The sequence below is a fragment of the Haloarchaeobius marinus genome, assembly GCF_051207415.1.
GTDB lineage: Archaea > Halobacteriota > Halobacteria > Halobacteriales > Natrialbaceae > Haloarchaeobius.
This window is the reverse complement of sequence record NZ_JBPKGD010000006.1, coordinates 91,016-113,826: the sequence shown is the minus strand read 5'-3', so window position 1 is coordinate 113,826 and position 22,811 is coordinate 91,016. Positions and strand designations below refer to the sequence as shown.

Annotated in this window: 18 protein-coding genes and 5 pseudogenes; 22 read left to right on the top strand and 1 reads right to left on the bottom strand. The window is 61.2% G+C overall.

Features of this window, described 5'->3' with window-relative positions; all coding sequences use genetic code 11:
* The first annotated feature begins 56 nt into the window (after window positions 1–56).
* The 3 genes from ACSC1W_RS18770 (at window position 57) to ACSC1W_RS18760 (ending at window position 2,661) form a co-directional block, all read left to right on the top strand.
* Entirely contained in the window at window positions 57–767 is a 711-nt protein-coding gene (locus ACSC1W_RS18770) for an ABC transporter permease (protein ID WP_435349218.1), read from the top strand.
* A 475-nt stretch (window positions 768–1,242) separates the two neighbouring features.
* Window positions 1,243–2,166: a transcription initiation factor IIB gene (locus ACSC1W_RS18765; protein WP_435349217.1), complete on the top strand. Its 924-nt coding sequence runs from the start codon at window positions 1,243–1,245 to the stop codon at window positions 2,164–2,166.
* Between the two features lie 150 nt (window positions 2,167–2,316).
* Window positions 2,317–2,661 (top strand): SWIM zinc finger family protein, encoded by a 345-nt coding sequence (locus ACSC1W_RS18760; protein WP_435349216.1) that lies wholly within the window; start codon window positions 2,317–2,319, stop codon window positions 2,659–2,661.
* 53 nt (window positions 2,662–2,714) lie between these two features.
* On the opposite strand, the gene ACSC1W_RS18755 is transcribed toward ACSC1W_RS18760, so the two are convergent.
* Window positions 2,715–2,975, bottom strand: a complete 261-nt coding sequence (locus tag ACSC1W_RS18755; protein WP_435349215.1) for a MarR family transcriptional regulator — start codon at window positions 2,973–2,975, stop codon at window positions 2,715–2,717.
* A gap of 119 nt (window positions 2,976–3,094) precedes the next feature.
* On the opposite strand from ACSC1W_RS18755, the gene ACSC1W_RS18750 reads away from it, so the two are divergent.
* From ACSC1W_RS18750 to ACSC1W_RS18660, 19 genes and pseudogenes are all read left to right on the top strand, one after another.
* Window positions 3,095–3,352 carry a HalOD1 output domain-containing protein gene (locus ACSC1W_RS18750; protein WP_435349214.1) on the top strand — a complete coding sequence of 86 codons (258 nt, stop codon included), beginning with the start codon at window positions 3,095–3,097 and terminating at the stop codon, window positions 3,350–3,352.
* A gap of 300 nt (window positions 3,353–3,652) precedes the next feature.
* The gene (locus ACSC1W_RS18745; protein WP_435349213.1) at window positions 3,653–4,144 is read left to right on the top strand and encodes a DUF7995 family protein; all 492 of its coding nucleotides are present in this window, start codon (window positions 3,653–3,655) and stop codon (window positions 4,142–4,144) included.
* A gap of 465 nt (window positions 4,145–4,609) precedes the next feature.
* Window positions 4,610–5,908 carry a hypothetical protein gene (locus ACSC1W_RS18740; RefSeq protein ID WP_435349212.1) on the top strand — a complete coding sequence of 433 codons (1,299 nt, stop codon included), beginning with the start codon at window positions 4,610–4,612 and terminating at the stop codon, window positions 5,906–5,908.
* A gap of 55 nt (window positions 5,909–5,963) precedes the next feature.
* A pseudogene (locus ACSC1W_RS18735) lies at window positions 5,964–6,065 on the top strand (IS6 family transposase); the annotation flags it as partial.
* A 130-nt stretch (window positions 6,066–6,195) separates the two neighbouring features.
* Window positions 6,196–6,573: pseudogene (locus tag ACSC1W_RS20945) on the top strand (DUF8069 family protein); the annotation flags it as partial.
* Window positions 6,574–6,652: 79 nt separating this feature from the next.
* Entirely contained in the window at window positions 6,653–7,165 is a 513-nt protein-coding gene (locus ACSC1W_RS18725) for a winged helix-turn-helix domain-containing protein (protein WP_435349211.1), read from the top strand.
* Complete coding sequence (locus ACSC1W_RS18720; protein ID WP_435349210.1) at window positions 7,162–7,614, top strand: toxin-antitoxin system TumE family protein; 453 nt, start codon at window positions 7,162–7,164, stop codon at window positions 7,612–7,614. The genes ACSC1W_RS18725 and ACSC1W_RS18720 overlap by 4 nt, the downstream gene beginning before the upstream one ends.
* A gap of 94 nt (window positions 7,615–7,708) precedes the next feature.
* Window positions 7,709–7,813 (top strand): annotated as a pseudogene (locus ACSC1W_RS18715) (DUF7568 family protein); the annotation flags it as partial.
* A gap of 76 nt (window positions 7,814–7,889) precedes the next feature.
* A pseudogene (locus ACSC1W_RS18710) lies at window positions 7,890–8,295 on the top strand (DUF7567 family protein).
* Window positions 8,296–8,488: 193 nt separating this feature from the next.
* The gene (locus ACSC1W_RS18705; protein WP_435349209.1) at window positions 8,489–9,895 is read left to right on the top strand and encodes an FAD-binding oxidoreductase; all 1,407 of its coding nucleotides are present in this window, start codon (window positions 8,489–8,491) and stop codon (window positions 9,893–9,895) included.
* A gap of 309 nt (window positions 9,896–10,204) precedes the next feature.
* A pseudogene (locus ACSC1W_RS18700) lies at window positions 10,205–10,425 on the top strand (toxin-antitoxin system TumE family protein).
* 70 nt (window positions 10,426–10,495) lie between these two features.
* Window positions 10,496–10,915, top strand: coding sequence for an HVO_A0114 family putative DNA-binding protein (locus tag ACSC1W_RS18695; RefSeq protein ID WP_435349208.1), 420 nt, complete (start codon window positions 10,496–10,498; stop codon window positions 10,913–10,915).
* Between the two features lie 518 nt (window positions 10,916–11,433).
* Window positions 11,434–12,684 carry an RNA-guided endonuclease InsQ/TnpB family protein gene (locus ACSC1W_RS18690; protein ID WP_435349207.1) on the top strand — a complete coding sequence of 417 codons (1,251 nt, stop codon included), beginning with the start codon at window positions 11,434–11,436 and terminating at the stop codon, window positions 12,682–12,684.
* 474 nt (window positions 12,685–13,158) lie between these two features.
* The gene (locus ACSC1W_RS18685) at window positions 13,159–15,969 is read left to right on the top strand and encodes an aconitate hydratase (RefSeq protein ID WP_435349206.1); all 2,811 of its coding nucleotides are present in this window, start codon (window positions 13,159–13,161) and stop codon (window positions 15,967–15,969) included.
* A 302-nt stretch (window positions 15,970–16,271) separates the two neighbouring features.
* Complete coding sequence (locus tag ACSC1W_RS18680) at window positions 16,272–17,648, top strand: phenylacetate--CoA ligase family protein (protein ID WP_435349205.1); 1,377 nt, start codon at window positions 16,272–16,274, stop codon at window positions 17,646–17,648.
* A gap of 229 nt (window positions 17,649–17,877) precedes the next feature.
* Window positions 17,878–18,246 carry a cupin domain-containing protein gene (locus ACSC1W_RS18675; protein WP_435349204.1) on the top strand — a complete coding sequence of 123 codons (369 nt, stop codon included), beginning with the start codon at window positions 17,878–17,880 and terminating at the stop codon, window positions 18,244–18,246.
* A gap of 373 nt (window positions 18,247–18,619) precedes the next feature.
* Window positions 18,620–20,809, top strand: coding sequence for a heavy metal translocating P-type ATPase (locus tag ACSC1W_RS18670; RefSeq protein WP_435349203.1), 2,190 nt, complete (start codon window positions 18,620–18,622; stop codon window positions 20,807–20,809).
* Between the two features lie 200 nt (window positions 20,810–21,009).
* Complete coding sequence (locus ACSC1W_RS18665; protein ID WP_435349202.1) at window positions 21,010–21,750, top strand: ZIP family metal transporter; 741 nt, start codon at window positions 21,010–21,012, stop codon at window positions 21,748–21,750.
* Window positions 21,751–21,885: 135 nt separating this feature from the next.
* Window positions 21,886–22,803: an alpha/beta hydrolase gene (locus ACSC1W_RS18660; protein WP_435349200.1), complete on the top strand. Its 918-nt coding sequence runs from the start codon at window positions 21,886–21,888 to the stop codon at window positions 22,801–22,803.
* Window positions 22,804–22,811 lie beyond the last annotated feature (8 nt).

Below are 22,811 nucleotides of genomic sequence, written 5' to 3'. Positions count from 1 at the left end.
GGCTGGAGTGGGTCACGCTCCGGACGCTCATCACAGTCGTGTTCGCCTTCCTGTTGTTGCCCGTCCTCATCGTCATCTTGACGTCGTTCACGACTCAAAATTTCCCTGCGATTCCCCAGGACGGGTTCTCTCTGAAGTGGTACGGCCAGCTTCTGGCCGACCAGCAACTCATCGACGCACTGATGGTGAGTTTGGTCGTCGCAACGGCATCGGCGGTACTCTCGGCGATCATCGGAACGATCGCTGCAATCGGTTTCGTTCGGGGGGAGTTCCCATACAAGGAGCAGATTTCGACGATCATGCTGCTTCCGATGATCATCTCTCCGGTAATCACAGGGATCGCACTGGTTCGTTACTTCAGCACCATCGAACTCCCCTCGGGGTTCCCGGCGCTCGTCGTCGGTCACACCGTGCTTTCGCTCCCGTACGTATTTCTCCTGGTACGCTCCGAGCTGGTGACGTTCGACCAGGACCTCGAACGCGCCTCGCGCGTCCTCGGTGCCGACCCCGTGACGACGTTCCGCTACGTTACTGGACCGATTATCTCGCCGGCCATCCTCGCTGGCTCGTTCATCGCATTCGTCGTCTCGTTCGGGGAGTTCACCGCGACGCAGTTCCTGATCTCCCCCGGTACCAGCACCGTCCCGGTCGTCATCTACACCATGCTCCGGACGGGCTTGACGCCGACGATCAATGCTCTATCGGTCGTGCTAATCGTCGTGATGCTCGTCGTCGCACTGAGCAGCCAGAAACTCTCTTCTTCCTGAGTCGGCCCTTTTCAATAGCTACGGTTGCCTGTGGGAACAGTAGTGGGATTGTGAACCGATAGGACCAAGAAACAGCAATTCTGGCTGTGATGAGCGTCCTCGACGGTGGGTTTTCTCGTGGTCAATCCTCCAAACGCCGATTCAGCAGATAACGTGCACTGCCACCCCTGCCCAGGACATCCGGCGTCTGTAGAACGGGCAATCGGACGGCGTGTGAAGCCCCCAGTTCTATTCCATCGGCACGACGTTCGAGCGGGTTCTTTCTCGAGGGGAAGACGTCGCGGAGACAGGTGAGGTCGCTCGGTTCCATCGCCAGATTCGGTAGCGAGGGATTCAACATCGCTTCTCGACTTCTGCGAGCCGTTGTCCTTCGCTACCCTGTGAGCTCCCCGTCCCTCACTTCAGGCATTTATCGACCCCCTGTGGGGTGAGGGGTTCGTCGAGCCGGCGAGCGCCTCGGAGCACTCTGAGACAGATGCCAATCAGTGACATCTATCCGACGACGTTCGACGAAGACGTCCCGGTCGACCGGCGCACGAACACCTGCCCCGAATGCGACGGCCGAATCACGCGCAACGGTGGTGAGTCCGTCTGTACAGCCTGCGGGCTCATCGTCGACGAGGACCGACTCGACCGCGGGCCGGAGTGGCGGTCGCACGACCGGGCGGAGCGCAAGCGAACGGGCGCACCGTTGACGGCAGCCAGACACGACCGTGGGCTCTCGACGGAGATCGGGTACGGGCGGGACGCTAACGGGACCAATATCTCGACGCGGAAGCGTCGCCAGCTCAGTCGCATCCGGCGTGAGCACTCCCGCGGGCGGTGTGGGTCGAAGGCCGAGCGCAACCTGATGCACGGGTTCACTGAGGTGCGCCGCATCACGGGTGCGCTCGGGTTCGCCGACTCGATGCGCGACCAGGGCTGTGCGCTGTTCCGGAGCGCCCAGTCCGAGAACCTGCTCCTTGGCCGGTCCATCGAAGGCGTGGCTGCGGCGTGTGTGTACGCGACGGCTCGGTGTAACGGCCTTCCACGCACCCTGGATGACGTCGCTGGGCCAGCGAAGGTCGCCCGGTCGCGGATCGAACGGTCCTACCGGGTGCTGAACGTGGAACTCGGGCTGCCCGCGAAGCCGGTCACGCCCAGCGAGTTCGTGCCGCGACTCGCATCGGACCTGGGCGTGCCCGACCACTTTCGACGGCGTGCTCGCGACCTCGCACGGGAGGCCGAGGCGGCGGGCGTGACCAACGGCGTCCAGCCGTCCGGGTTCGCCGCGGCCTGCCTCTACAAGGCGGGAGCGCCGGCGAACTGGGTCACGCAACAGGAGGTCGCGGCGGCGGCCAACACGTCAGCGGCGACCGTCCGCGCGCATCGCGACAGGCTGGACGAACTCGTGGACTGAGAATTTATCCTCACCTGAGGGGTGAGGTGAGTCAGAATCTCCACAACCGACCAGCGGCATCCACTGTCGCGACTGACGTTCACGGACCGGGTTCGCAAACGAGCGGAGTACGAGGCGTTCGAGTTCGCACTCGCTGACGATGGCGTCCGCGTGCGGAACTGCAGTCACGCCGACCCAGCCGCCCACGAGTACCTCGTTCGCGTCGTCGACGGCATCCCGTCGTCGTGTACCTGTCCCGCGGACGACCGCTTCGCGGGTGCCTGCAAGCACAGAGTCGCGGTTGCAATCCGACGACCTGTTCTCGGGGCTGCGCTCGCGAAGTCGGTCGCGACCGACGGGGGCGTTGCACCGACCGACCCCGTCGAAACAGAGGCGGACGACTCGTCGGACTGTGACTGCGACGACCTCCCCGAAGGCGTCCCCTGTTGGCCGTGTTACCGTCGTGGAGCGAAGGAGTTCGACCTCCCGGTCGAGACAGCTTCAAGGGATGACTGATCAATCTTCGGTCCCCTGTTCGAGGGCGCTTTTGAGGTGAATACCAGCGCGAGTCACTGGCGTTCCAGACCTCGAGCGTCGAGGTCACCAGCGAGGTACTGCTCGCCCTCGTGAGTGGTGCCGTAGACACCGTTCCCCAGGTGAACGACGAGACCGTAGTCGACGAGCGTTTTGCATCGCTGGTTGATGTGCTGGCGGGAGAAGCGGACGCGGTCGCTGTCGGCCATTCCTTTGGGCGTGTCCGGACCGTCTGCAGAGAGATATTCGAGGATACGGTCGTCGGCACGCGACATCCAGTCGGCGTCGAAGCGCATACTCGTCTCTGGTTGCGCCGACGCTATCCCAACCGCGCTACGATAGCTATAGTTGCTGTACGAAACCGTGGTTTACTCAACGCTTAAAACGTCAGCAATCATACGCACAGAGCGTTCCGATGCAACGCTCACCAGCACACGGACCGGACCCCGCTGCCGACCTCCTCGTCGACATCGTCGAGACGCTGGAGGCGTGTGGACTCGGCCGCGACGAGTACCAGTTGTACGACTCCATCGACGTCGCGGCCCTCGAACGACTCCTCGCCTCGTCGAGTGAGGCGGTCGAAGTTCGATTCACTGTCCAGGGAATCCATCTCGTAGTGACGTCTGAGAGCGTGGACGTCCTCGTCGACCATCCCAGTTCTGCAGGCCAGTAGCAGATTCTGTTCGGCTTCGAGTGCAGACACCGAACGCTCTCGACAGCTCGGCGTCCCTCGACTGGCGCTGTGGTCCACCACGACTGTGGTGCGTCCGGGGCTGGTAATGACTGAGGCCTTCCCGGGGGATTCTCTATCGGTACTGTCTAGGAGCGCAGGAGTTCGACCGCGAGGGCGAGCAGGTGGCGCAAGACGACTGACCGCGCTGTGTTCCCTCGTTTGTGAGCGCCGGCAGCGAGTGCCGGCGCAGGACACGATGCACTGCAGGTCGTGCTTCGCTGCGTCGGCGAGGTTCGTCAGATGCACCAGTTGATCTACGCACTCGTCGAAGCACAGTCCAGAGACGACGCCCTCGCCGAGGGCAAGGCGACGTTCGACCGACTCGTCGGCGCGACGCCACAGGAGTCTGCCGTGTTCGACTACTACGTGACGTTCGACATGGACAGCAAGTCGGTCGCGGGGCGGTCCCGGTGGGGCAACCTCCCCGTGGCGGCGCGTGTCGACTCCACGCGGGGGGCGGGACTCCTCGCACGCGGGTGGGACGCGACCGTCGAGGAGTTCGAGCGCAACCTCGAGAAAGTCCGAGAGAGTATCGACGACTGCACCACCGAGGATGTGATGCACGACAAGAACCTGGTTCGTCACGCCTGCTACAACCTCGGCGCGTTCCGCGGGCCGTCGCTGTTCCTCTACGACGGACACGGCGACGGGATTCGCAATCGCGCCCACCTCGACCGCGTCCTCGACTCCCCGGGTGAGATCTGGATCGTCCCGGCCGACGTCCACTACTGACTCTCAGGGGGACTGTTCAGATCTGGTGGCGGGTCTTTCAGAGCGTCTCATTGTGGGGCCATCCACCCACCAGCCACCTCCCCACCCTCCGCTCCGTGCTCGCTCGGTGAGACTCGCTCCGCTCGTCTCACACGTTCTCGTTCGCGATGCTCACGAGAACGTCGCTGCGCGCGCAGCCACAACCTCGAACGAGAGCCTCGGGAATCGTACGGAGTTCGATTTGAATTACGGAGGTTGCTTTGGGAGGTGCAGACGGAACGAAAAGCACCACTCTCGAACGATAGTCCCGATTCCTCAATTTTCTATTAAGCGAAGTTACAAGTATGCTGGATTACTTTTCGAATTATGTCCATCTACCGGTGCGAGGAGTGTGAAAAGGCGGTTCCACAGGCGCGGTACTGCCCGGGATGTGATGCATCAGCCACGTCGCGGTTGGTGTCTCGGCAGGACGATGTAGACCAGAACATGAGCGAGCGATTCTCCGAATACGCGCTTGGGGCTGGTCACGAAAGCGTCACGTTCGACGAACTTCGCTCAAGACACGATTCCTATCCGCGCCCCCTGGGTAGCTACGTACTGCCAACCGAACAGCCAGAGGCGATCTGCGGTATCAAGAAGTGCAAGATCGAAGCGGTTGATGGGTCATCTTGGAAGATATCTGCAGGAGTCCTCGATTCGGGACATCTCGTCGTCACTGATTGCCGAGTTCTTGCTCTCTTTCCACGGAAGGAAGCGCCACAGGCAATCGCCGTTCAATTTGCCGATATCGTGAATGTGGAGAAGTCTTCAAATTGGCGGACGAGCAAACTTATCCTCAATGATATGGAGGAATACAAGTACGAATTCATACTGGACACAGATCGAGAGACGTTCGAGGCAGTCGTTGAGATTGGTCGCAATCTCAACGAAACGGTAGACTCTGACGAATCTAATGCGGTCAAATTCCTCAACGAGATTGATGCTGAGATTGCGTCAGCAGAAGACGCAGAATCTGTCCTGCACGCTATCGCCGAATTATTCGAAGGTCGGTCGGAGATAACGTATTTCGACCAGGCTGTTGCCGAGGCAAACTCCATCGAAGAGTTAGCGGATAGAATGGCTACAATGCCAGGTTTCGACAACTCACAGGATGGGAAATCGCAGTCTGAATCTACATCTTCGCTGACCAGGCCGACGGTTGGAGTGGGAGGTCTCAGGCGACGGCTATCCAGGACGGCTCGAACTGCAGACCCGAAGGATGTTGGAAAGTACTCTCTGAGTGCTGTTCTTGGATTTGGTGCCGCCGCAGCAACAGCGCCGGTCTCTACGCCACTCGGAATCGCTGCGCTTCTGGCTGGCGGCGCAGCGACTGGCGCCTACGCAAGTGCTAACCCAGACTCTGTCGCAGCGAGAATCGACCCCCTGCAATTGGCAATGAGTGCTAACACTCGGGGCTCACAGATTCGTTCTAGTCCAGGCGCTGGCGGCCATGGGACCGGTGCTGCGTTGGGTGCGGTGGAGTACCTCAGCCAACTGGAGTACGACGATGTCGATGAAGCCTATGCAAAGTGGCTGGCAGAAGTTGATATCGAGTCGGTGATGGACGGCCACCAGATAGCAGCAAGACACGCCCGCCGGTCAGATGTATTTGAGAACCCTCGACAGGCGAGTATCGTTGGCGGGGCAGCAGGGTTAGCATATGGGTATGCAGACATGGACAGGGACATCGACCAGGTCGTAAATGGCGATGGCGTAGAAGAGATTGGAGGAGATACCGAAGGCTGAGATCGAGCATCGAGAACGTTCAGTAGATATCGGATCCCTCTTCGAGGCCGCTGGGAAACACCATCTCTCAGAGGCTGTGTTCCTGGTAGGCTAGTTCGGCTATCAGACAGGTGTCGCTCGGTTAGGATTGAACGGTTCTGTCGACTACACCGGCCGAACCCACACCGGAATCGCGTGATCGACTCTCCGGGGGAGATGTGGATCGTCCCGGCCGACGTCCACTACTGACTGTACTGGAACCGTGACGTTCGGTCTCCGCCTGAGTACCCAACGTTGATTCCGATCCGCACGACGACACGAGTGCCGGCCACGAACAGTTCGATACCGAACTCCTCGCTCAGGACCGCGACACCACGAGCGTCGCGACTGCGGGCATCGACGACGCGACGGCCCGCACCTTGGTCGACGACCTCATCGACGCGGACGCGTCAGACCTCGATATTCCAGCGGACATCCGACAGCGAGCTCGGAAGTTAGATGAACAGTTAGACTCGTCAGGAGCCGCGTCGGGTGTCAAACCATCAGGATTCGCAGCTGCCCGTCTGTACAAGGCGGGTCGCGGAGAGGGACGATGGTTGACGCAGGCGGAAGTTGTGGAGGTGGCGAGCGTCACTGCAACAACCACCCGGACGCATCGAGACACGTTGGAGGAGCAGGTAGCCTGACATTGCTCCTGTGCAAGCACTGTTTGGAGGAATAATTTTCTCAAGAAATTATTTGTTCATAGAGCGCATAGCACCCAGTATGACCGAGACGTGGGATGACGTCAACGAACACGTCAAAGCGGAATGGAAAGACGACACCACGCCATTCGAGCGGGTGTACGAAATCATCGAACAAACCCACGACGGGCAGTCAGCAGCCGAGATCGCCGATCGGGCACTCGTGAGCGAGCCGACGGCACGTCGACACTGCAAGGCGCTCGTGAACACCGGGTTCGCAGAAACGGAACAGGACGGGCAAACAACGCTGTATCGGCGCAACAGCGACCGGGTTCTGATGTCCCGAATCCGCGAGCTGCGTGACGAGGCGACTCGGACGGAGTTGCTCGACGGCATCAAGGAAATGAAAGCCGATATCCGGCGCTATGAAGACCGCTACGACGTGGTGTCGCCGGAGGAACTCTCCCAGCAACTCGATGCCGACGAGACAGAGGGCTGGGACGACCTCACCGCTTGGCGAACCACTCGGCAGAATCTCGCGGTCGCGCAAGCAGCACTCGCCTACGACGAGGCCAGCCACCAGCTCGCCGTATGAGCGACCACGACCGAGCCGGTGAGTTCGGGCCGATCTATCTCCCGGCGCTCCAGCGGATTCGTGACCTCTGGCTCGAACTCGAACCGATCGTCGACACAACTGCGTACGACGACATCGTCGCACCCACGGAACTGCAGATCAGTCTCAGTGACGGACTCGGAGCCGCCGACGCTGCGCGAATCGATATCCAGTGGAGCGAGCTAGGGATGTACTCGTTTCATTACGTCGATGCCGTGGACGTCAACTGGCGATTCGACCGCCACCCAAATACACACTCACCCGAGAGCCACTTTCATCCCCCACCAGACGCAGCCACGACGGCAGCCGAACCGTCCTGTATCGACGTGACCGAGGTGTCACTCGTGACCCGTGCTGTCCATGCAATGTGGCGAGCAGCATACGAGGAGGAAGATCGGAGTCGGCTCAATAGCACATCAAACCCACCGTAACGGAAGCATTAGCCCATGGCGCGGTCGGCCACGTCGGTCATCTGTTCGCGAGCGGCTTCGACATCCGAGTAGAGTTCTAGCGCGTGTTTGATGAGTCGGCGAGAAATCAGCAGATGGGGCAAAGAAACAACGATGGTTCGACTGCCCTGATTGTGGCTACGAAGCTCGCTCGAAGGTAGTCTATGGCGCTGAACGCTGAGGTCATAGAACGTACAGCGAGGGCGTTTTTCTGTGGCAGGAAGGGGTGGCCCGAGTCAAACGGGCCAGATTCATAGATGAGTCTTGACGCCATCAACCGCCACAAGGGAGCACTGTTAGAGTTCCTCTGGTGTCCAGTCTGTGGGCACGAGGTGTTCACCCGTATCCTCTTCGAGGGCGATTCTGCAAGTACTGCAACACAGGTCGAATTCCAAGAATCGCAAGAGGATCGTGGCTACGAGGACGCTGTCCTTGCCTGCTTCTATACCGACACGACCTGGAATCTCCAAGTCGACGAAAACATCGTCGTGACTTGCCTGACGGGTCAGCGAGGATGAAGATTCTCGACGCGCCAGGTGCCTACGAGGTAGGTTCTACGAGGTAGATTGGTGGAGTCCGGACCCCAGCGATGACCGGGGGCCGGTCGAGCACGGTGAGTTCGACGACACCGAATGTCCTGAAGAGGTGTCTCATTTGGCCTGAGTGGAGATGTTTCTTTGGAGACCCTCAGAGCTTGATAGATGTGGTGTGCTGAAAATAGAGAGTGAGTTCAGTAGACATTGTCCAATGGTAACATCCATCGTGATAGGGCCCCTTAGTACGGAAGTGAACGGTCTCTCCGTGAGGGACCGAGTGAGACGAAGTGTCGAGATGAGCGCGCAAGATAGTGGTTATAATGACACAAACAGCAACAGAGATCGACGAAACAGCCGTCGAAGACTTCCGAAACACGCTTCTGGGCACCCTGCTCCGTCCCGACGACGAGGGCTACGACGAGGCCCGGTCGGTCTGGAACGGCATGATCGACCGGCGGCCACGGCTGATCGCCCGGTGTGCCGGTGCCGCTGACGTCGCGAGTTCGGTCCACTTCGCACGGACGCACGACCTCGAGATCGCGGTGCGTGGTGGCGGCCACAACGTCGCTGGCACCGCCGTCTGTGATGGTGGGCTCGTCATCGACCTCTCGGAGATGCGTGCCGTGTGGGTCGACCCCGATACGCGCACTGCCCGCGTACAGGGCGGTGCTCTCTGGGGTGACGTCGACCACGAAACCCAGGCCCACGGGTTAGCGACCACGGGCGGTATCGTCAGCCACACCGGCGTCGCCGGGCTCACGCTCGGCGGTGGCATCGGTTGGCTGATGCGCAAGCACGGTCTCACCGTCGACAATCTGCGCTCGGCTGATGTGGTGACCGCCGACGGCGAGTTCATCCGAGCGTCGGAACACGAGCACCCGGAGCTATTCTGGGCGGTGCGGGGCGGTGGGGGAAACTTCGGCATCGTGACCTCCTTCGAGTTCGCTCTCCACCCTGTCGGTCCCACGGTGCTCGCCGGTCCCGTGTACTGGGCGGCCGACGACACCGCCGACGTGCTGCGCTTCTACCGCGACTTCGTGCGGGATGCGCCCGACGAGCTGGGCACCGTCGTCAAGTTCGGGACCGTCCCGCCCAACCCGGTCATTCCCGAGGAACTCCACTGGCGACCCGCCGTGTCCGTCGCTGTCTGCTACGCGGGCCCGACCGAGGAGGGCGAACGCGTCGTCCGGCCGCTGCGCGAGTACGGCACGCCGCTTCTCGACCTCGTCTCCCACAAGCCCTACGTAGCCCACCAGAACGGGTTCGACAGCACCGTCCCCCACGGCTGGCACTACTACTGGAAGTCGACCGACCTGCCAGAACTGTCCGACCATCTGATCGACGTTCTCGTCGACCACGCCTTCGCCGCGGAGTCACCCCGCTCGTACGCGGTGATGTTCCACCTCGGTGGCGCGGTGAGTCGCGTCCCCGAGGACGCCACTGCCTACGCCGGTCGAAACGCGGCGCACAATATCAACATCAACGGCGTGTGGCGGCCCGACGAGGACTTCGCCGAGTCAGACACGGAGTGGACCCATGAGTTCTTCGCGGCCCTCGAACCCCATCGAGAGGGCGTCTACGTGAACTTCCTCGATGTCGACGACGGCACTCAGCGGGTCCGCGAGGCCTACGGCGAGCGCACCTACCGGCGGCTCGCCGAGATCAAGGCCGAGTACGACCCCGACAACGTATTCCACCTCAACCAGAACATCGAACCATCGGTCTGAGAACTATCACGACGGGGTGGTCGCAGTGGCGGAGTACACGAAACCGAGGTCGTGAGTCGACTGGAGTCTGCCGGTCCGAACGAGCGTTGGCGACTCACCGGTAGCGAAATCGAAGCGGTAGTTGGAGCGGAACCGAGTGAAATCACCGCCCCACAGTATGATTGTGAGGCCCCGTCATCATCTGAGTGACTGTTGGGAGCATTCCCAACACACTTATCGTGTTGGGCAACAACCCAACAGGTGAGGGATGGGCCAGGAACTCACGCACCGCTACACCACGTGGAAGCCGGACTCGTCGAGAACGTCGTCATGCGACGGACGACCGACACAACTGCCTACCCGTCCGGCTGGAAGTACAGTACACACTGCACCTGGGAACGCTGCAAGACCTGACGCTCATCCGCTACGACAACGCCCACGAAGGCACCAAAGGCCACGAACTCCACACCGCTGCCGGTGACGCAGACGTCGAGTTCCCAGGTATGGAAGAACTCGTCGTCGAGTTCTGGGCCAGTGCTGACGAATACTGAAACACCATCGGTGGCAACCCGCCACGTCCCTATTGACAGCAGACACAACACACATCCAACACACCCGAACATGACCACGCTTCACATCACCGTCGGCGACCGAGCACAGCTCCGAGAGGATACGCTCCAGTTCATTCAGACTGCTGAGGCTGACGAACTGGACGAAAGCGATGAGCGTGCAGTACTCCAGTTCGGGACCTATGACGATCTCGTCGACAGCCTCACACCACTGCGCCTCGATCTCGTCCAAGCGATCGCCAGAGAGCGCCCATCAAGTATGCGTGAGGCTGCACGACTCGTCGACCGCGACGTCTCCGATGTCCATGCAGACCTGAAACAGCTGGAGGTGCTGGGTATCCTCAAACTCGAGGAGGGAGGCCCTGGCGGAGCGATTCAGCCAGTTGTCCCGTTCGATAAAATCGAGATGCACATCGACTACCCTCTTCTTGACGACGTCGACGTAGACAGTACTCCCGCTAGCGCAGACTAGCCCCTTGTTTTTCACCCGCTGAACGGGTGCGAGAGCTGTCAAAGGGCTCTCGTGGAGAACGCATATCAGACTCAACGCAACAACCAGGTCGAGCAGTTGATCGCCGTCCAGTGGAGAACGCACGAACTGAACCGAGTACGTCGAACGAAGCGATGGGCTCGTTGTTCACGACACTGAGGAATTCGACATCCTCCAGCGAATGATCTCCCATGGTGATCTCGCTGAGTGAGCAATCTGGCTCGCAAACGATCAGGCGTTCGCTTGACGCAGCTATTGCCGTGCTCAACGAAGAAGGATATGGCGTTCTCACGCCCAGTCAGGAAGGTGAGGAAATCGGAAGAAGGTTGCCACTCTCCAGGATCGAATTGCTATGGGTGCTATCTTTCTTCAAGGAGAGAATCCCGCCGTTTACGACGGGAGTGAATCCGACAACTCCTCCACAATCCACCGACGACACTCTGACTGGATATGCAACGCCACTCCGTAGTACTAAGTAAATCTATCAACATAAGCTATGTATGGCGATTCAGGTCACGCGCACCTACGTTGGTTCCATCAAGAACCACCGGCAGGTCTGCGATGGCCTCGACTCGCTCGGAGATTCTGCCTCGAAAATCTGGAACGTCGCACGATGGACAGCAGACCGCGTATGGGACGCAATCGGTGTAATTCCAGACGAAGGCTCGCTCAAATCGTATATGAAGCACCAGTCGTGCTGGAAATACCTGAACGCACAGTCCAGTCAGAAAGTCATCGAAGAACTTTCCGACGCTTTCCAGTCCTGGTTCGACCTACGACACAAAGACCCGGAGGCGAATCCGCCCGGCTACCGAAAACACGGTGATAAACGACCGCGTTCCACGGTGACGTTCAAAGCGGACGGGTTCAAACACGACTCCGAGAACAATCGGGTTCGACTCTCGAAAGGCTCGAACCTCAAAGAACACTTTTCGGACTTCCTCCTCTGTGAGTATCAGACGTGTCCCGACGTTTACCTCTCGGAAGCCAAAGAGGTACAGACTGTTCGAGCCGTCTGGAACGGTGATGAGTGGGAACTGCATTTCGTCTGCAAGGTCGCCGTCGAAACGAACGACTCCGCAGGCGATGGTGTGGCAGGCATCGATCTCGGCATCACGAACATCGCCACGGTCGTGTTCCCCGACGAATACGTTCTCTACCCCGGTAACGCGCTCAAGCAAGACAAGCACTACTTCACGCGTGCTGAGTACGACACCGAGGGTGAGAACGGCCCGTCTGAGAAGTCGATGTGGGCACGTCAGAAACTCGCTCATCGCGAGACGCATTTCTACCACGCTCTCACGGACACAATCATCACTGAGTGTGTCGAACGCGGCGTTGGAACGCTCGCGGTGAGTTGGCCTGCAGACGTGCGTGAGTCCGACTGGGGCAAGACCGGCAACAAGAAGTTGCACTCGTGGGCGTTCGACCGCATCTACCAGTATCTCAACTACAAGGGCGAAGAGCGCGGTGTTGAGGTGCTGAAAGAGAACGAGTGGGAGACGTCGAAGACCTGCTCGAAGTGTGGGGACGACACGAAAGCGAACCGGGTCGAGCGTGGCCTGTACGTGTGTTCGTCGTGTGAGTTGGTCGGGAACGCGGACTGCAACGGGGCGGAGAATATGCGACAGAAGATAACTCCGAGTCCTCATGGTGAGGATAGGAGTAACGGCTGTGTGGCACAGCCATCGACATACTTGTTCGACCGCGAGAGCGGGGTGTTTCACACGAGAGATCAAGCCATGTCGTAGACCGGCAAATATCCCACCTGCGGTACGGGAAGCCTCGTCGTTCACGGCGAGGAGGATGTCACAGCGGCGAATTGTGGGTGGATGATACTCTTCTGGAGCCATGCAAGCGCATATACAGAGTCAAGATTAAATCGACTAATGAGTCTTGACCAGGTGGTTGACGAAGCGCTCGCGACGTACAACATGTCGCGCAGCCGGGAGGCAGAGGAAACGGGCCGAACAGTCGCTACGCTCCAAGACTAACGGCACCACTTAGTCGAGGTTCCGAATTTTTCAGCAAACACTGCTTTCGGTAGCCCTGGCGTTTCCTTCAGCTCTGGATATCCTGCCCGTTCGACGGCCTCCTATACGAACTCGACGCTGTTATTGCGCGTGACCTGTTGGACGGTCGCGCTTCCTCGGCGTCACGCTCGTCGGTCGATATCGGTTTTCAACTGGGGAATCCTCATACCCGTCGACACTGTAGATTGACGTATGGCCACCTCAAACCCGTTCGGGGCAATCCGCGAGTTCGAGCACGCCGGGGAGACCTACAAGATGGCAGACCTCACAGCACTCGAGGAGGAGGGACTCTGTGAGCTCTCACGTCTTCCGGTGAGCATCAGGATACTACTCGAGTCGGTGCTCCGGAACGCCGACGGCGACGCCATCGACGAGACGGACGTCGAGAACGTGGCGTCCTGGCAGCCCGACGTCCCGGACGTCGAACTGCCGTTTTCGCCGTCCCGCGTCGTACTGCAGGATCTCACCGGCGTCCCGGCGGTAGTCGACCTGGCGGCATTGCGTTCGGCCGCCGACCGCAACGGGGAGGACCCGACACTCGTCGAGCCAGAGATCCCTATCGATCTGGTCATCGACCACAGCGTCCAGGTCGATTACTTCGGGACCGAAGACGCCTACGAGAAGAACGTCGAACTCGAGTACGAGCGAAACGCCGAACGGTACCGGGCGCTGAAGTGGGCCCAGAACGCCTTCGAGAACTTCCAGGTCGTCCCGCCGGGAACGGGCATCGTCCACCAGGTCAACCTGGAATATCTCGGGCAGGTCGTCCACGTCCGCGAGCGCGAGGGGGAGAACTGGCTCCTGCCGGACACGCTCGTCGGCACGGACAGTCACACGCCGATGATTGGCGGCATCGGCGTCGTCGGCTGGGGCGTCGGTGGTATCGAGGCGGAGGCCGCGATGCTCGGCCAGCCGATCACGATGAAGCTCCCCGAGGTCGTCGGCGTCCAACTTACCGGTGAGCTACCCGAGGGTGCGACCGCGACCGATCTCGTCCTCCACGTCACCCAGAAGCTCCGCGAGGTCGGCGTGGTCGATCGCTTCGTCGAGTTCTTCGGGCCGGGCGTCGCGAACCTCACCGTGCCCGACCGGGCGACGCTCTCGAACATGGCGCCGGAACAGGGGTCGACCATCAGCGTCTTCCCGGTGGACGAGTCGACCCTCGACTATCTCGAACTCACCGGCAGAGACCCGGACCACATCGAACTCGTGCGCGAGTACCTCGAAGCCCAGGGCCTCTTCGGAGAGCAAGAGCCCGAGTACACCGAGGTCGTCGAGATGGACCTCTCGACGGTCGAGCCGAGTCTCGCCGGCCCGAAGCGGCCCCAGGACCGCATCCCGATGGGCGACATGAAGACCCACTTCCGGAGACTCATCTACGGCGAGTTCGATGAAGTCGCCGACGACCTCGACGAGGACGCCATCGTCCGCTGGCTCGGAGAGGGGGGCCGAGACCCCGAACTCGCGGGCGACGGCGGCTCGCTCACCGAGACGCCGGAGGAAGCGCCCGAGGAGCCAGATCTCGGCAAGTTGACGAAGCGCGTCGAGGTCGACCTCGGTGACGCCGAGACGACAGAGATCGGCCACGGGAGCGTCGTGGTGAGCGCCATCACGAGCTGTACGAACACGTCGAACCCGTCGGTGATGATCGCGGCGGGGCTGCTCGCGAAAAACGCAGTCGAGCACGGCCTGGACGTCCCGGAGTACGTGAAGACGAGTCTCGCACCCGGAAGTCGAGTCGTCACCGAGTATCTGGAGACCGCCGGGCTGCTCACGTATCTCGAGGATCTCGGCTACAACGTCGTCGGCTACGGCTGTACGACCTGCATCGGGAACGCAGGACCGCTCCCCGAAGCCATCGAGACGGCGATCGACGAACACGACCTCTGGACGACGAGCGTGCTCAGCGGCAACCGGAACTTCGAGGCCCGCATCCACCCGAAGATTCGCGCGAACTACCTGGCGAGCCCACCGCTCGTGGTCGCGTACGGACTGGCCGGCCGGATGGATATCGACCTCCAGGACGAGCCCCTCGGGACCGACGACGACGGGAAGCCGGTCTATCTCGCAGACCTGTGGCCGGACGCCGACGAGGTCCGGGACGCCATCCACGACAACGTCTCCTCGGAGGTGTTCGAGGAGAAGTACGCCGAGGTGTTCGAGGGCGACGAACGCTGGGAGGCCCTCGAGGCCCCGACCGGGGACGTCTACGAGTGGGACGACGAATCGACCTACATCCGCGAACCACCGTTCTTCGAGGACTTCCCGCTCGAAGAACCCGGTGTCGGCGACATCGACGACGCTCGCTCGTTGATGCTGCTCGGTGACACGGTGACCACCGACCACATCAGTCCCGCCGGTCCCTTCGGTCCCGACCTCCCGGCCGGGCAGTGGCTGCTCGACCACGGCGTTGAGCCCCACGAGTTCAACACGTACGGGTCTCGCCGGGGCAACCACGAGGTGATGATGCGCGGGACGTTCGCGAACGTCCGCATCGAGAACGAGATGCTCGACGACGTCGAGGGCGGGTACACCATTCACCAGCCGACGGGCGAGGAGACGACCGTCTTCGAGGCCAGTCGGCGGTATCGCGAGGACGACACGCCGCTCGTGGTGCTGGCGGGCGAGGAGTTCGGGACCGGCTCCAGCCGTGACTGGGCAGCAAAAGGGACCGACCTGCTCGGCGTGCGGGCGACCATCGCTGAGAGCTACGAGCGCATCTTCCGGGACAACCTCGTCGGGATGGGCGTGCTCCCGCTCCAGTTCGACGAGGGAGACTCCTGGGAGTCGCTCGGACTCGACGGTTCGGAGCACTACTACATTCGCGGCCTCGACGACGGCATCGACGTCATGGACGAACTGACCGTCGTCGCAGAGCGCGACGACGGATCGACGGTCGAGTTCCCGGTGACCGCGCAGGTCGGGACCCCTGCGGCGGTCCGGTACGTCGAGAACGGAGGCATCTTGCACTACGTCCTGCGCGGCCTGCTCACCGAAGCATAAGCGGGTTCTCGACCGCTTCAGGATTCGGGCTCTGCGGCGAATCGGTTGTACAACCGTGCTACGATGTACGCATCGACAATCCCGCCGAGAATGGCGAAGGCACCGCCCTGAAGGGCGAGGCTTTCGCCTCGAATTTTCCCGTAATATCCCGTTCGAGTGCGTACGTCCGCTCTGGTGAGCCCTGGGAGGGCCACATGAAGAACGTCGGGTAACAGCTGCCCCGGTGGGCCAATAACGAAGTCCGTTCGCCGCGAAGCCGACAGGGAGCACGAAAGAATCCCCCGCGCTTCGACACCAGTCCGATGAATCCAATCGAGAGAGGAAAGATCACGCTCGACATCTGGCGGGCCAGAGGAGCGACCCGTGCAGAGATAGCGGCTCGGCAGCGACGACGGCTCGCTGACCTGCTCTCGTTCGTCCGGCGACAGTCACGGTTCTACAAGCGACACTACGCCGATATCCCCCAGGGCAGTACCGACCTCACACAGTACCCGCCGGTGACGAAACCGGTGCTCATGGAGCACTTCGACGACGTCGTCACGGACACGGCGATCACCAGAGCCGAGGTCGACGCGTTCGTCGCCGACGAGACGAAGATCGGCCACCGATTCCTCGACCGCTACCCAGTCTGGACGACATCGGGAACGACAGGAGAACCGGGCATCTTCGTCCAGGACGACACCAGTCTGGCGCTGCTCGGAGCGCTTCCAGACCGCTGGATACTGGATGCGGTACTCGACATCGACACGGTCAGGCGACTCGTCAAGCACAATCTTCGAGAGGCCGTCATCGCGATCGCCGGCGGTCACTTCCTCGGTGCCTCCGCGTTCGCCCTGCTCCAGCGCGAATCCAAATTCCTCGAAACCCGGATTCAGCTGTTCTCACCGACGCAACCCCTCGACGATATCATCGAGGCACTGAATCGCTACCAGCCTGCACTCCTCATGGGCTATGCGAGTGTCATCGTCGAACTGGCCCGCGCCCAACGAGACGGTCGCCTGCACATCAGCCCGGCATTCGTCTCCCCAGCGTCAGAACCGGTTTCTGAAGCCCAGAAGCGCGACATCGAGCGTGCATTCGACTGTGAGGTGCGCGAGGCGTACGCTGCGACCGAGTTCGACCCGATCGCGATCGAGTGCGGACACGGAAACCTCCACGTCAACGCCGACTGGGTCGTCCTCGAACCCGTCGACGAGGAGTATCGGCCGGTCGATCCCGGGGAACCCTCGGAGACGGTACTGCTCACGAACCTCGGGAATCGCATTCAGCCGATCATCCGGTACGACCTCGGAGACAGCATCACGATGTACGACGAACACTGTTCGTGTGGCAGTGCATTCCCCGTCATCGACGTCGAAGGGCGCCAGGGCGACGTCCTGCACTTCGAGACAGCGGACGGACGCGACCGTCCGATCTTCCCGCTCGCCCTCTCTGGCGTGGTCGAGGAAGTGGCCGGAGTACGTCGGACACAACTCATTCGAACGGCGCCAGCCACCCTTCGCGTTCGTCTCGACGTCACCCCTGACCGAGATGAAGCAGACGTGTGGGAAGAAGTGAGTACGGCTCTCCAGTCATTCCTGGAAGACCAGGGTGTTATTGGGGTTGCGTTCGAGCAGGCCACAGAGTCACCGCAACGCGATCCTGCCAGTGGGAAGTTCCGGCACGTCTGGGCCGAGTAGAATGTGAACCGACCGGCACCGAACCAGATGCTACGTAGCGGCGCAATCTCGGTAATCCATCGCCATTCCCCTCCTATTTGTGTCGCCTCGCAACCAGTGGTCCTGATACGGTCTGTCTCTGCTGTCGGGGAGTGGTAGTGTCGGGCGCGGTTGAGTAACGAGGAGTACCGTCGATAAGCGGTTGCTACTTTTGTCCCCTCATTCCGTGTGTTATAGACTGGATTCACCCATGCCTGGCTACGTCACGAACATCGAACGTGAGACGCAGGACAACGACGATTTTCGGCATGTCCTGTTCACTGCTGACCACGTCCAGTTAGTCCTCATGACCCTCCGTCCGGGTGAGGACATCGGACTCGAAACCCACTCCGACATCGACCAGTTCATCCGCGTCGAATCGGGGACGGCGACGGCCGTGCTCGACGGCGAGGAATCGAGTCTCGGCGACGGTGACGCCATTGTGATTCCTGCTGGTACTGAACACAACGTTACGAACACGGCTGATACCGACCCGCTTCGACTGTATACGTTATACAGTCCACCCGCCCACCCAGACGGTACCGTCCAAGCGACGAAACCAGAGGATGACTCGCACTGATACGGCGAACACACACGACCGCCCAGCTGAGACGTGAGCCGTGTTGCTCGCCGGCCACTCGTCTTCTGTCGAAGAACGCACAGATTGATACAGGTTTGGTGACCCAGCGCAGTCAGTTGGCCCGGTCGAGACGTACTCCGACCAGCCCCTCCGGCGAACCGTTATTGTGACTCCGAAACACCATTCTATAATGAACGGTCCCTCCGACTCTCACCGCCCTTCCTCGTCCAATCCATCGGCTCCGGGCGGTGAGTCTGCCGATCGCGCGAGGGGCGACGAGACAGTCGCGGCGGACACGAAGTACGGGCGTTTCGTTCTCGACTACGATTCGGGACAGCTCTCAGCTCCCGATGCGGAGAAGGTGGCCCGACAAATGGCCGGGATCACTACGAGGTCCCTGTCCACTGCAACACTCGAAATCGAACCGACTGGTGGACGCAGTCGGGAGTCGACCGCGCTCTCGCTCGAACGCCGTCTCCGGGCCATCGCGGGAGTTCACGAGGCAGACGTCTCGTTTCGAGCGGGGGTCATCCATCTCAGCTACGACGAGTCGGTTACCACGCTGGACGAAATCAAGCGAGCCATCCGCGAGTTCGGTGTGACAATCCAGGAAGGAGAGGAGGGACTCGTCGATAGCGAAGCGTTCGAGCGAGGACTGCGAATCGAGGCGGCGTTCGTCGGAATCACGTTTGTCGGGATGGTCGCCGGGTTGGTGACGAGTTGGCTCAGTGGACCTGCAATCGTGGCGTCGGTGAGCTACGGGCTGGCGTACGTCTTCGGCGGCTGGTACGGGCTCAAAGGCGCGATTCAGACACTCCGTCACTGGGCGGTCGACATCGACCTGTTGATGATTCTGGCCGCGGTCGGTGCGCTGTCGATCGGAGCCCCGTTCGAGGGAGCGATGCTGCTCTTTCTGTTCTCGCTCTCGAACGTCCTGCAAGACTACGCGATTGGACGCTCGCGACGTGCAATTCACGCGTTGATGGAACTGCGGCCGGAATCAGCGCAGGTGCTCCGTGACGGGCAGGAGGTATCGGTTCCCGTCGAAGAAGTCGAGGTCGACGAGCACTTCGTGATTCGACCCGGCGACCGCATCCCGCTGGACGGCGTCGTCACGTCGGGACAGAGCACGGTCGACCAGTCGAGTCTCACCGGCGAGTCCGTTCCGGTTCCGAAGGAGCCCGGGGACGAGGTGTTCGGTGGGACGATCAACGAGCAGGGGAGTCTCGAAGTTCGCGTGACACATCGAGCGTCGGAGTCGGCCATCGCCCGGCTCATCCACATGGTCGAGGATGCACAGAGCGAGCGCGCGCCGACGCAGCGGCTCATCGACCGACTCGAACAGCCGTACGTCCTGGGCGTGCTCGCGATGACTGCGTTGGCGGTAATCGTCCCACTGGCGTTCAACAGGCCGTTCGACCCCACGTTCTATCGGGCGATGACGCTCATGGTCGCCGCCTCGCCGTGTGCGGTCATCATCTCGACCCCGGCAGCAGTTCTGTCGGCCATCGCGGCGGCGGCTCGACAGGGCGTCCTGTTCAAAGGAGGCGAACACGTCGAATCGGCCGCGACGATCGATGCCGTCGCGTTCGACAAGACGGGGACGCTGACCGAAGGGGATACGAAATTGACGGACGTCCACGTTCGCGACGACGTCGAGATCGGCGGGGTGGAGATGACGCCCGAGCAGTTGCTCACGTGGGCCGCAGCCGTCCAGGAACGCTCCGAGCACCACCTGGCACGGGCGACAGTCGATGGCGCGCGTGAGCGCGGTCTCGACGTTCCGGATGCAGTCGACTTTCAGGCGACCGTCGGCAAAGGCGTCAAGGGCGTGGTCGAGGGGTACACCGTCCACATCGGGAACACGCGGTACTTCGACACCATCCCGACCGACAACTCCGTCGAGGGGCTCGAAGCGGGCGTCGAGACGCTCGAAACGCTCCAGGCCGAAGGGAAGACGAGCGTGCTCGTCGCGGTGGAGACCGACGAGCACGTCCGCATCGTCGGCTGGTTGGCCTTCACCGACACCATCCGACCGGGAGCGGCCGAGATGGTTGCAGCGCTCCGGAACATCGGTGTCGAACACATCGTCATGCTGACCGGGGACAACGAAGCCGTCGCCCACGATATCGCCGAGGAGGTCGGTATCGACGAGGTGCGTGCAGAGCTCCTGCCCGAGCAGAAAGTCGAGATCGTCGAGGAACTCGTCCGCAGGTACGGCAAGGTCGCGATGGTCGGCGACGGGGTCAACGACGCGCCCGCCCTCGCGACCGCGACGCTCGGCGTGGCGATGGGCGCTGCGGGGACCGACGTCGCACTCGAAACAGCCGACGTCGTGTTGATGGCTGACGCCCTCGAGAAGATCCCGTACGCGTTCGGACTGGGCCGAGCGACACGGCGAACGCTCCTGACGAACTTCGTCATCGCCTTCGGCGCTATCGTGCTCATGATCACGACGATCCTCACGTCTGGTCTTCCCCTTCCACTGGCCGTCGTCGGCCACGAGGGTTCGACCGTCGTCGTCTCGCTCAACGGACTCCGCCTCCTCGGCTTCCGAACGTGAACCCACCTATGTTGCCAACCAGATTCCAGTACGGGAACGATCGGACGTGCTCTCCATTTCTTCGCAGATATCGGAGGTTGACAGCGACTGTCCCCTGGGCCAGGAGGCTGCGATCTTTCGGTGTGGCTAGTCATCGGTCGGTTGGGACCGCCTTCTCAGAGAGCGTGGTCGGTCGGAGGGACCGAGGATAGCGACCGACAATGGCCCAGGAGTTGCTCTACGTGTACGGCAGTGTTGCAGTCGTCAGTCTCCTCGCGCTCGTTGGAATCGTGACCGTCGCGATGGGTCGTCAGAAACTCGATCGCGTCCTCCCGTACCTCGTGAGCTTTTCAGCAGGAACGCTGCTCGGAGACGCGTTCTTACACCTGATCCCAGAAGTCGTCGCGACGCATGGCTTCGATGCAGGGACTGGGCTCGTCGTCCTCTCTGGAATCGTTCTCGCGTTCGTCCTCGAGAAGTACATCTCGTGGCACCACAATCACTATCCAAACGCAGATCAGGCCCAGCCGCTGTCGTACATGATTCTCTTCGGAGACAGCATCCACAATGCGCTGGACGGGGTCATCATCGCAGCGAGCTACCTCGCGTCGATTCCGCTCGGTCTTGCGACGACTGCCGCCATTGCAACGCACGAGATTCCACAGGAGATCGGTGATTTCGGCGTTCTCGTCTACGGTGGAATGCCACACGGTCGGGCGGTGGCGTACAACTTTCTCACGGCACTGACTGCCTTCGTCGGGGCGACTGCTGTTCTCCTGTTAGCGGAGTATTCCGGCGCGCTCACCCACTATCTGCTTCCAGTCGCGGCTGGAAACTTCGTCTACATCGCAGCGTCGGACCTCCTCCCCGAACTCGTGGACGAGACTGACGTCTACCGATCCACCGTACAACTCGTGACCTTTCTCGGTGGAATCGCCGTTCTCGGGATGGTAGCACTGTGACGAGCTACTCGTTCGTTCGGCCTTTCCAAGCCGTCGGTGCTTGAGTGGCGACGAATCATCCATCCTTGTCCGTTATGTACTACGGGTATCCACCGGTGAACTGTTTTCTCGCATCAAAGCGAACCAGAACCGGACATGCGCCAGGACACCACGAAAACGACAATATCGTTCGAATCTGGGGGGATACGGTGTTCTGCTGACCTGTACTTGCCGCTTCAGATACGCGGGAGACTCCCGTGTATCGTTATGGGGCACGGCTTCAGCGGCACGAAGGACCTGGGACTGCCTGCGTTCGCGGAGCGATTTGCTGCCGAGGGGTATGCCGTCCTGACGTTCGACTATCGACACTTCGGGGAGAGCGGTGGGGAACCGCGCCAGATAGTCGACGTCGAACGACAGCGTGACGACTATCGTGCGGCAATTCGTCGCGCTCGAAGTCTCGGCATGGTCGATCCCGACCGCGTCGCCGTCTGGGGAACGTCCTTCGCCGGGGGACACGTCATCGCCGTTGCTGCCGACGATCCGAAGCTTGCCGCCGTCATCACACAGGTCCCGATGCTCGACGCATTCCAGGGCCGAGGATCCGAACGAGCCCCTCTCGGGGTCTTCGTTCGGATGCTCCTCGCCGCCGTGTACGACGCGGTGCGAGGCAGACTCGGGCTCTCACCGTCTCTGGTTCCCGTCATCGGTGAACCAGGTGGCTTCGCAGTCATCACCGAACCCGATGCGAAGCCGATTATGGAGCGACTCGCTACCGACGCAACAACGTGGCGCAACGAGTTCGCTCCGCGTGTCGTGTTCGACCTTCCACGATACGAGGTGGGGACCGTCGAACGCATTACCGCCCCGATTCTCCTCTGTGTCGCAGATGAAGACCAACAGGCAGCACCGGAATTTGCCGTACGGGTCGTCGAACACGCCCGAAATTCCGAGATTATTCGATATCCGGTCGGGCACTTTCAGGTCTATGTTGGGGAGATGCGAGAGCAGGTGATCGAAGACCAGCTAGCGTTTCTACAACGGCATCTCAGAAACACGCACCAGACGGCCTGAATCTCGTC

What these genes read in the sequence shown, in the direction of transcription:
- ACSC1W_RS18765 (WP_435349217.1), top strand. Translation starts at nt 1,243, where the DNA reads ATGCCAATCAGTGACATCTATCCGACGACGTTCGACGAAGACGTCCCG.
- ACSC1W_RS18755 (WP_435349215.1), bottom strand. Translation starts at nt 2,975, where the DNA reads ATGCGCTTCGACGCCGACTGGATGTCGCGTGCCGACGACCGTATCCTC.
- ACSC1W_RS18705 (WP_435349209.1), top strand. Translation starts at nt 8,489, where the DNA reads ATGACACAAACAGCAACAGAGATCGACGAAACAGCCGTCGAAGACTTC.
- ACSC1W_RS18750 (WP_435349214.1), top strand. Translation starts at nt 3,095, where the DNA reads ATGCAACGCTCACCAGCACACGGACCGGACCCCGCTGCCGACCTCCTC.
- ACSC1W_RS18685 (WP_435349206.1), top strand. Translation starts at nt 13,159, where the DNA reads ATGGCCACCTCAAACCCGTTCGGGGCAATCCGCGAGTTCGAGCACGCC.
- ACSC1W_RS18675 (WP_435349204.1), top strand. Translation starts at nt 17,878, where the DNA reads ATGCCTGGCTACGTCACGAACATCGAACGTGAGACGCAGGACAACGAC.
- ACSC1W_RS18695 (WP_435349208.1), top strand. Translation starts at nt 10,496, where the DNA reads ATGACCACGCTTCACATCACCGTCGGCGACCGAGCACAGCTCCGAGAG.
- ACSC1W_RS18720 (WP_435349210.1), top strand. Translation starts at nt 7,162, where the DNA reads ATGAGCGACCACGACCGAGCCGGTGAGTTCGGGCCGATCTATCTCCCG.
- ACSC1W_RS18665 (WP_435349202.1), top strand. Translation starts at nt 21,010, where the DNA reads ATGGCCCAGGAGTTGCTCTACGTGTACGGCAGTGTTGCAGTCGTCAGT.
- ACSC1W_RS18745 (WP_435349213.1), top strand. Translation starts at nt 3,653, where the DNA reads ATGCACCAGTTGATCTACGCACTCGTCGAAGCACAGTCCAGAGACGAC.
- ACSC1W_RS18680 (WP_435349205.1), top strand. Translation starts at nt 16,272, where the DNA reads ATGAATCCAATCGAGAGAGGAAAGATCACGCTCGACATCTGGCGGGCC.
- ACSC1W_RS18740 (WP_435349212.1), top strand. Translation starts at nt 4,610, where the DNA reads ATGAGCGAGCGATTCTCCGAATACGCGCTTGGGGCTGGTCACGAAAGC.
- ACSC1W_RS18725 (WP_435349211.1), top strand. Translation starts at nt 6,653, where the DNA reads ATGACCGAGACGTGGGATGACGTCAACGAACACGTCAAAGCGGAATGG.
- ACSC1W_RS18660 (WP_435349200.1), top strand. Translation starts at nt 21,886, where the DNA reads ATGCGCCAGGACACCACGAAAACGACAATATCGTTCGAATCTGGGGGG.
- ACSC1W_RS18690 (WP_435349207.1), top strand. Translation starts at nt 11,434, where the DNA reads ATGGCGATTCAGGTCACGCGCACCTACGTTGGTTCCATCAAGAACCAC.
- ACSC1W_RS18670 (WP_435349203.1), top strand. Translation starts at nt 18,620, where the DNA reads ATGGCCGGGATCACTACGAGGTCCCTGTCCACTGCAACACTCGAAATC.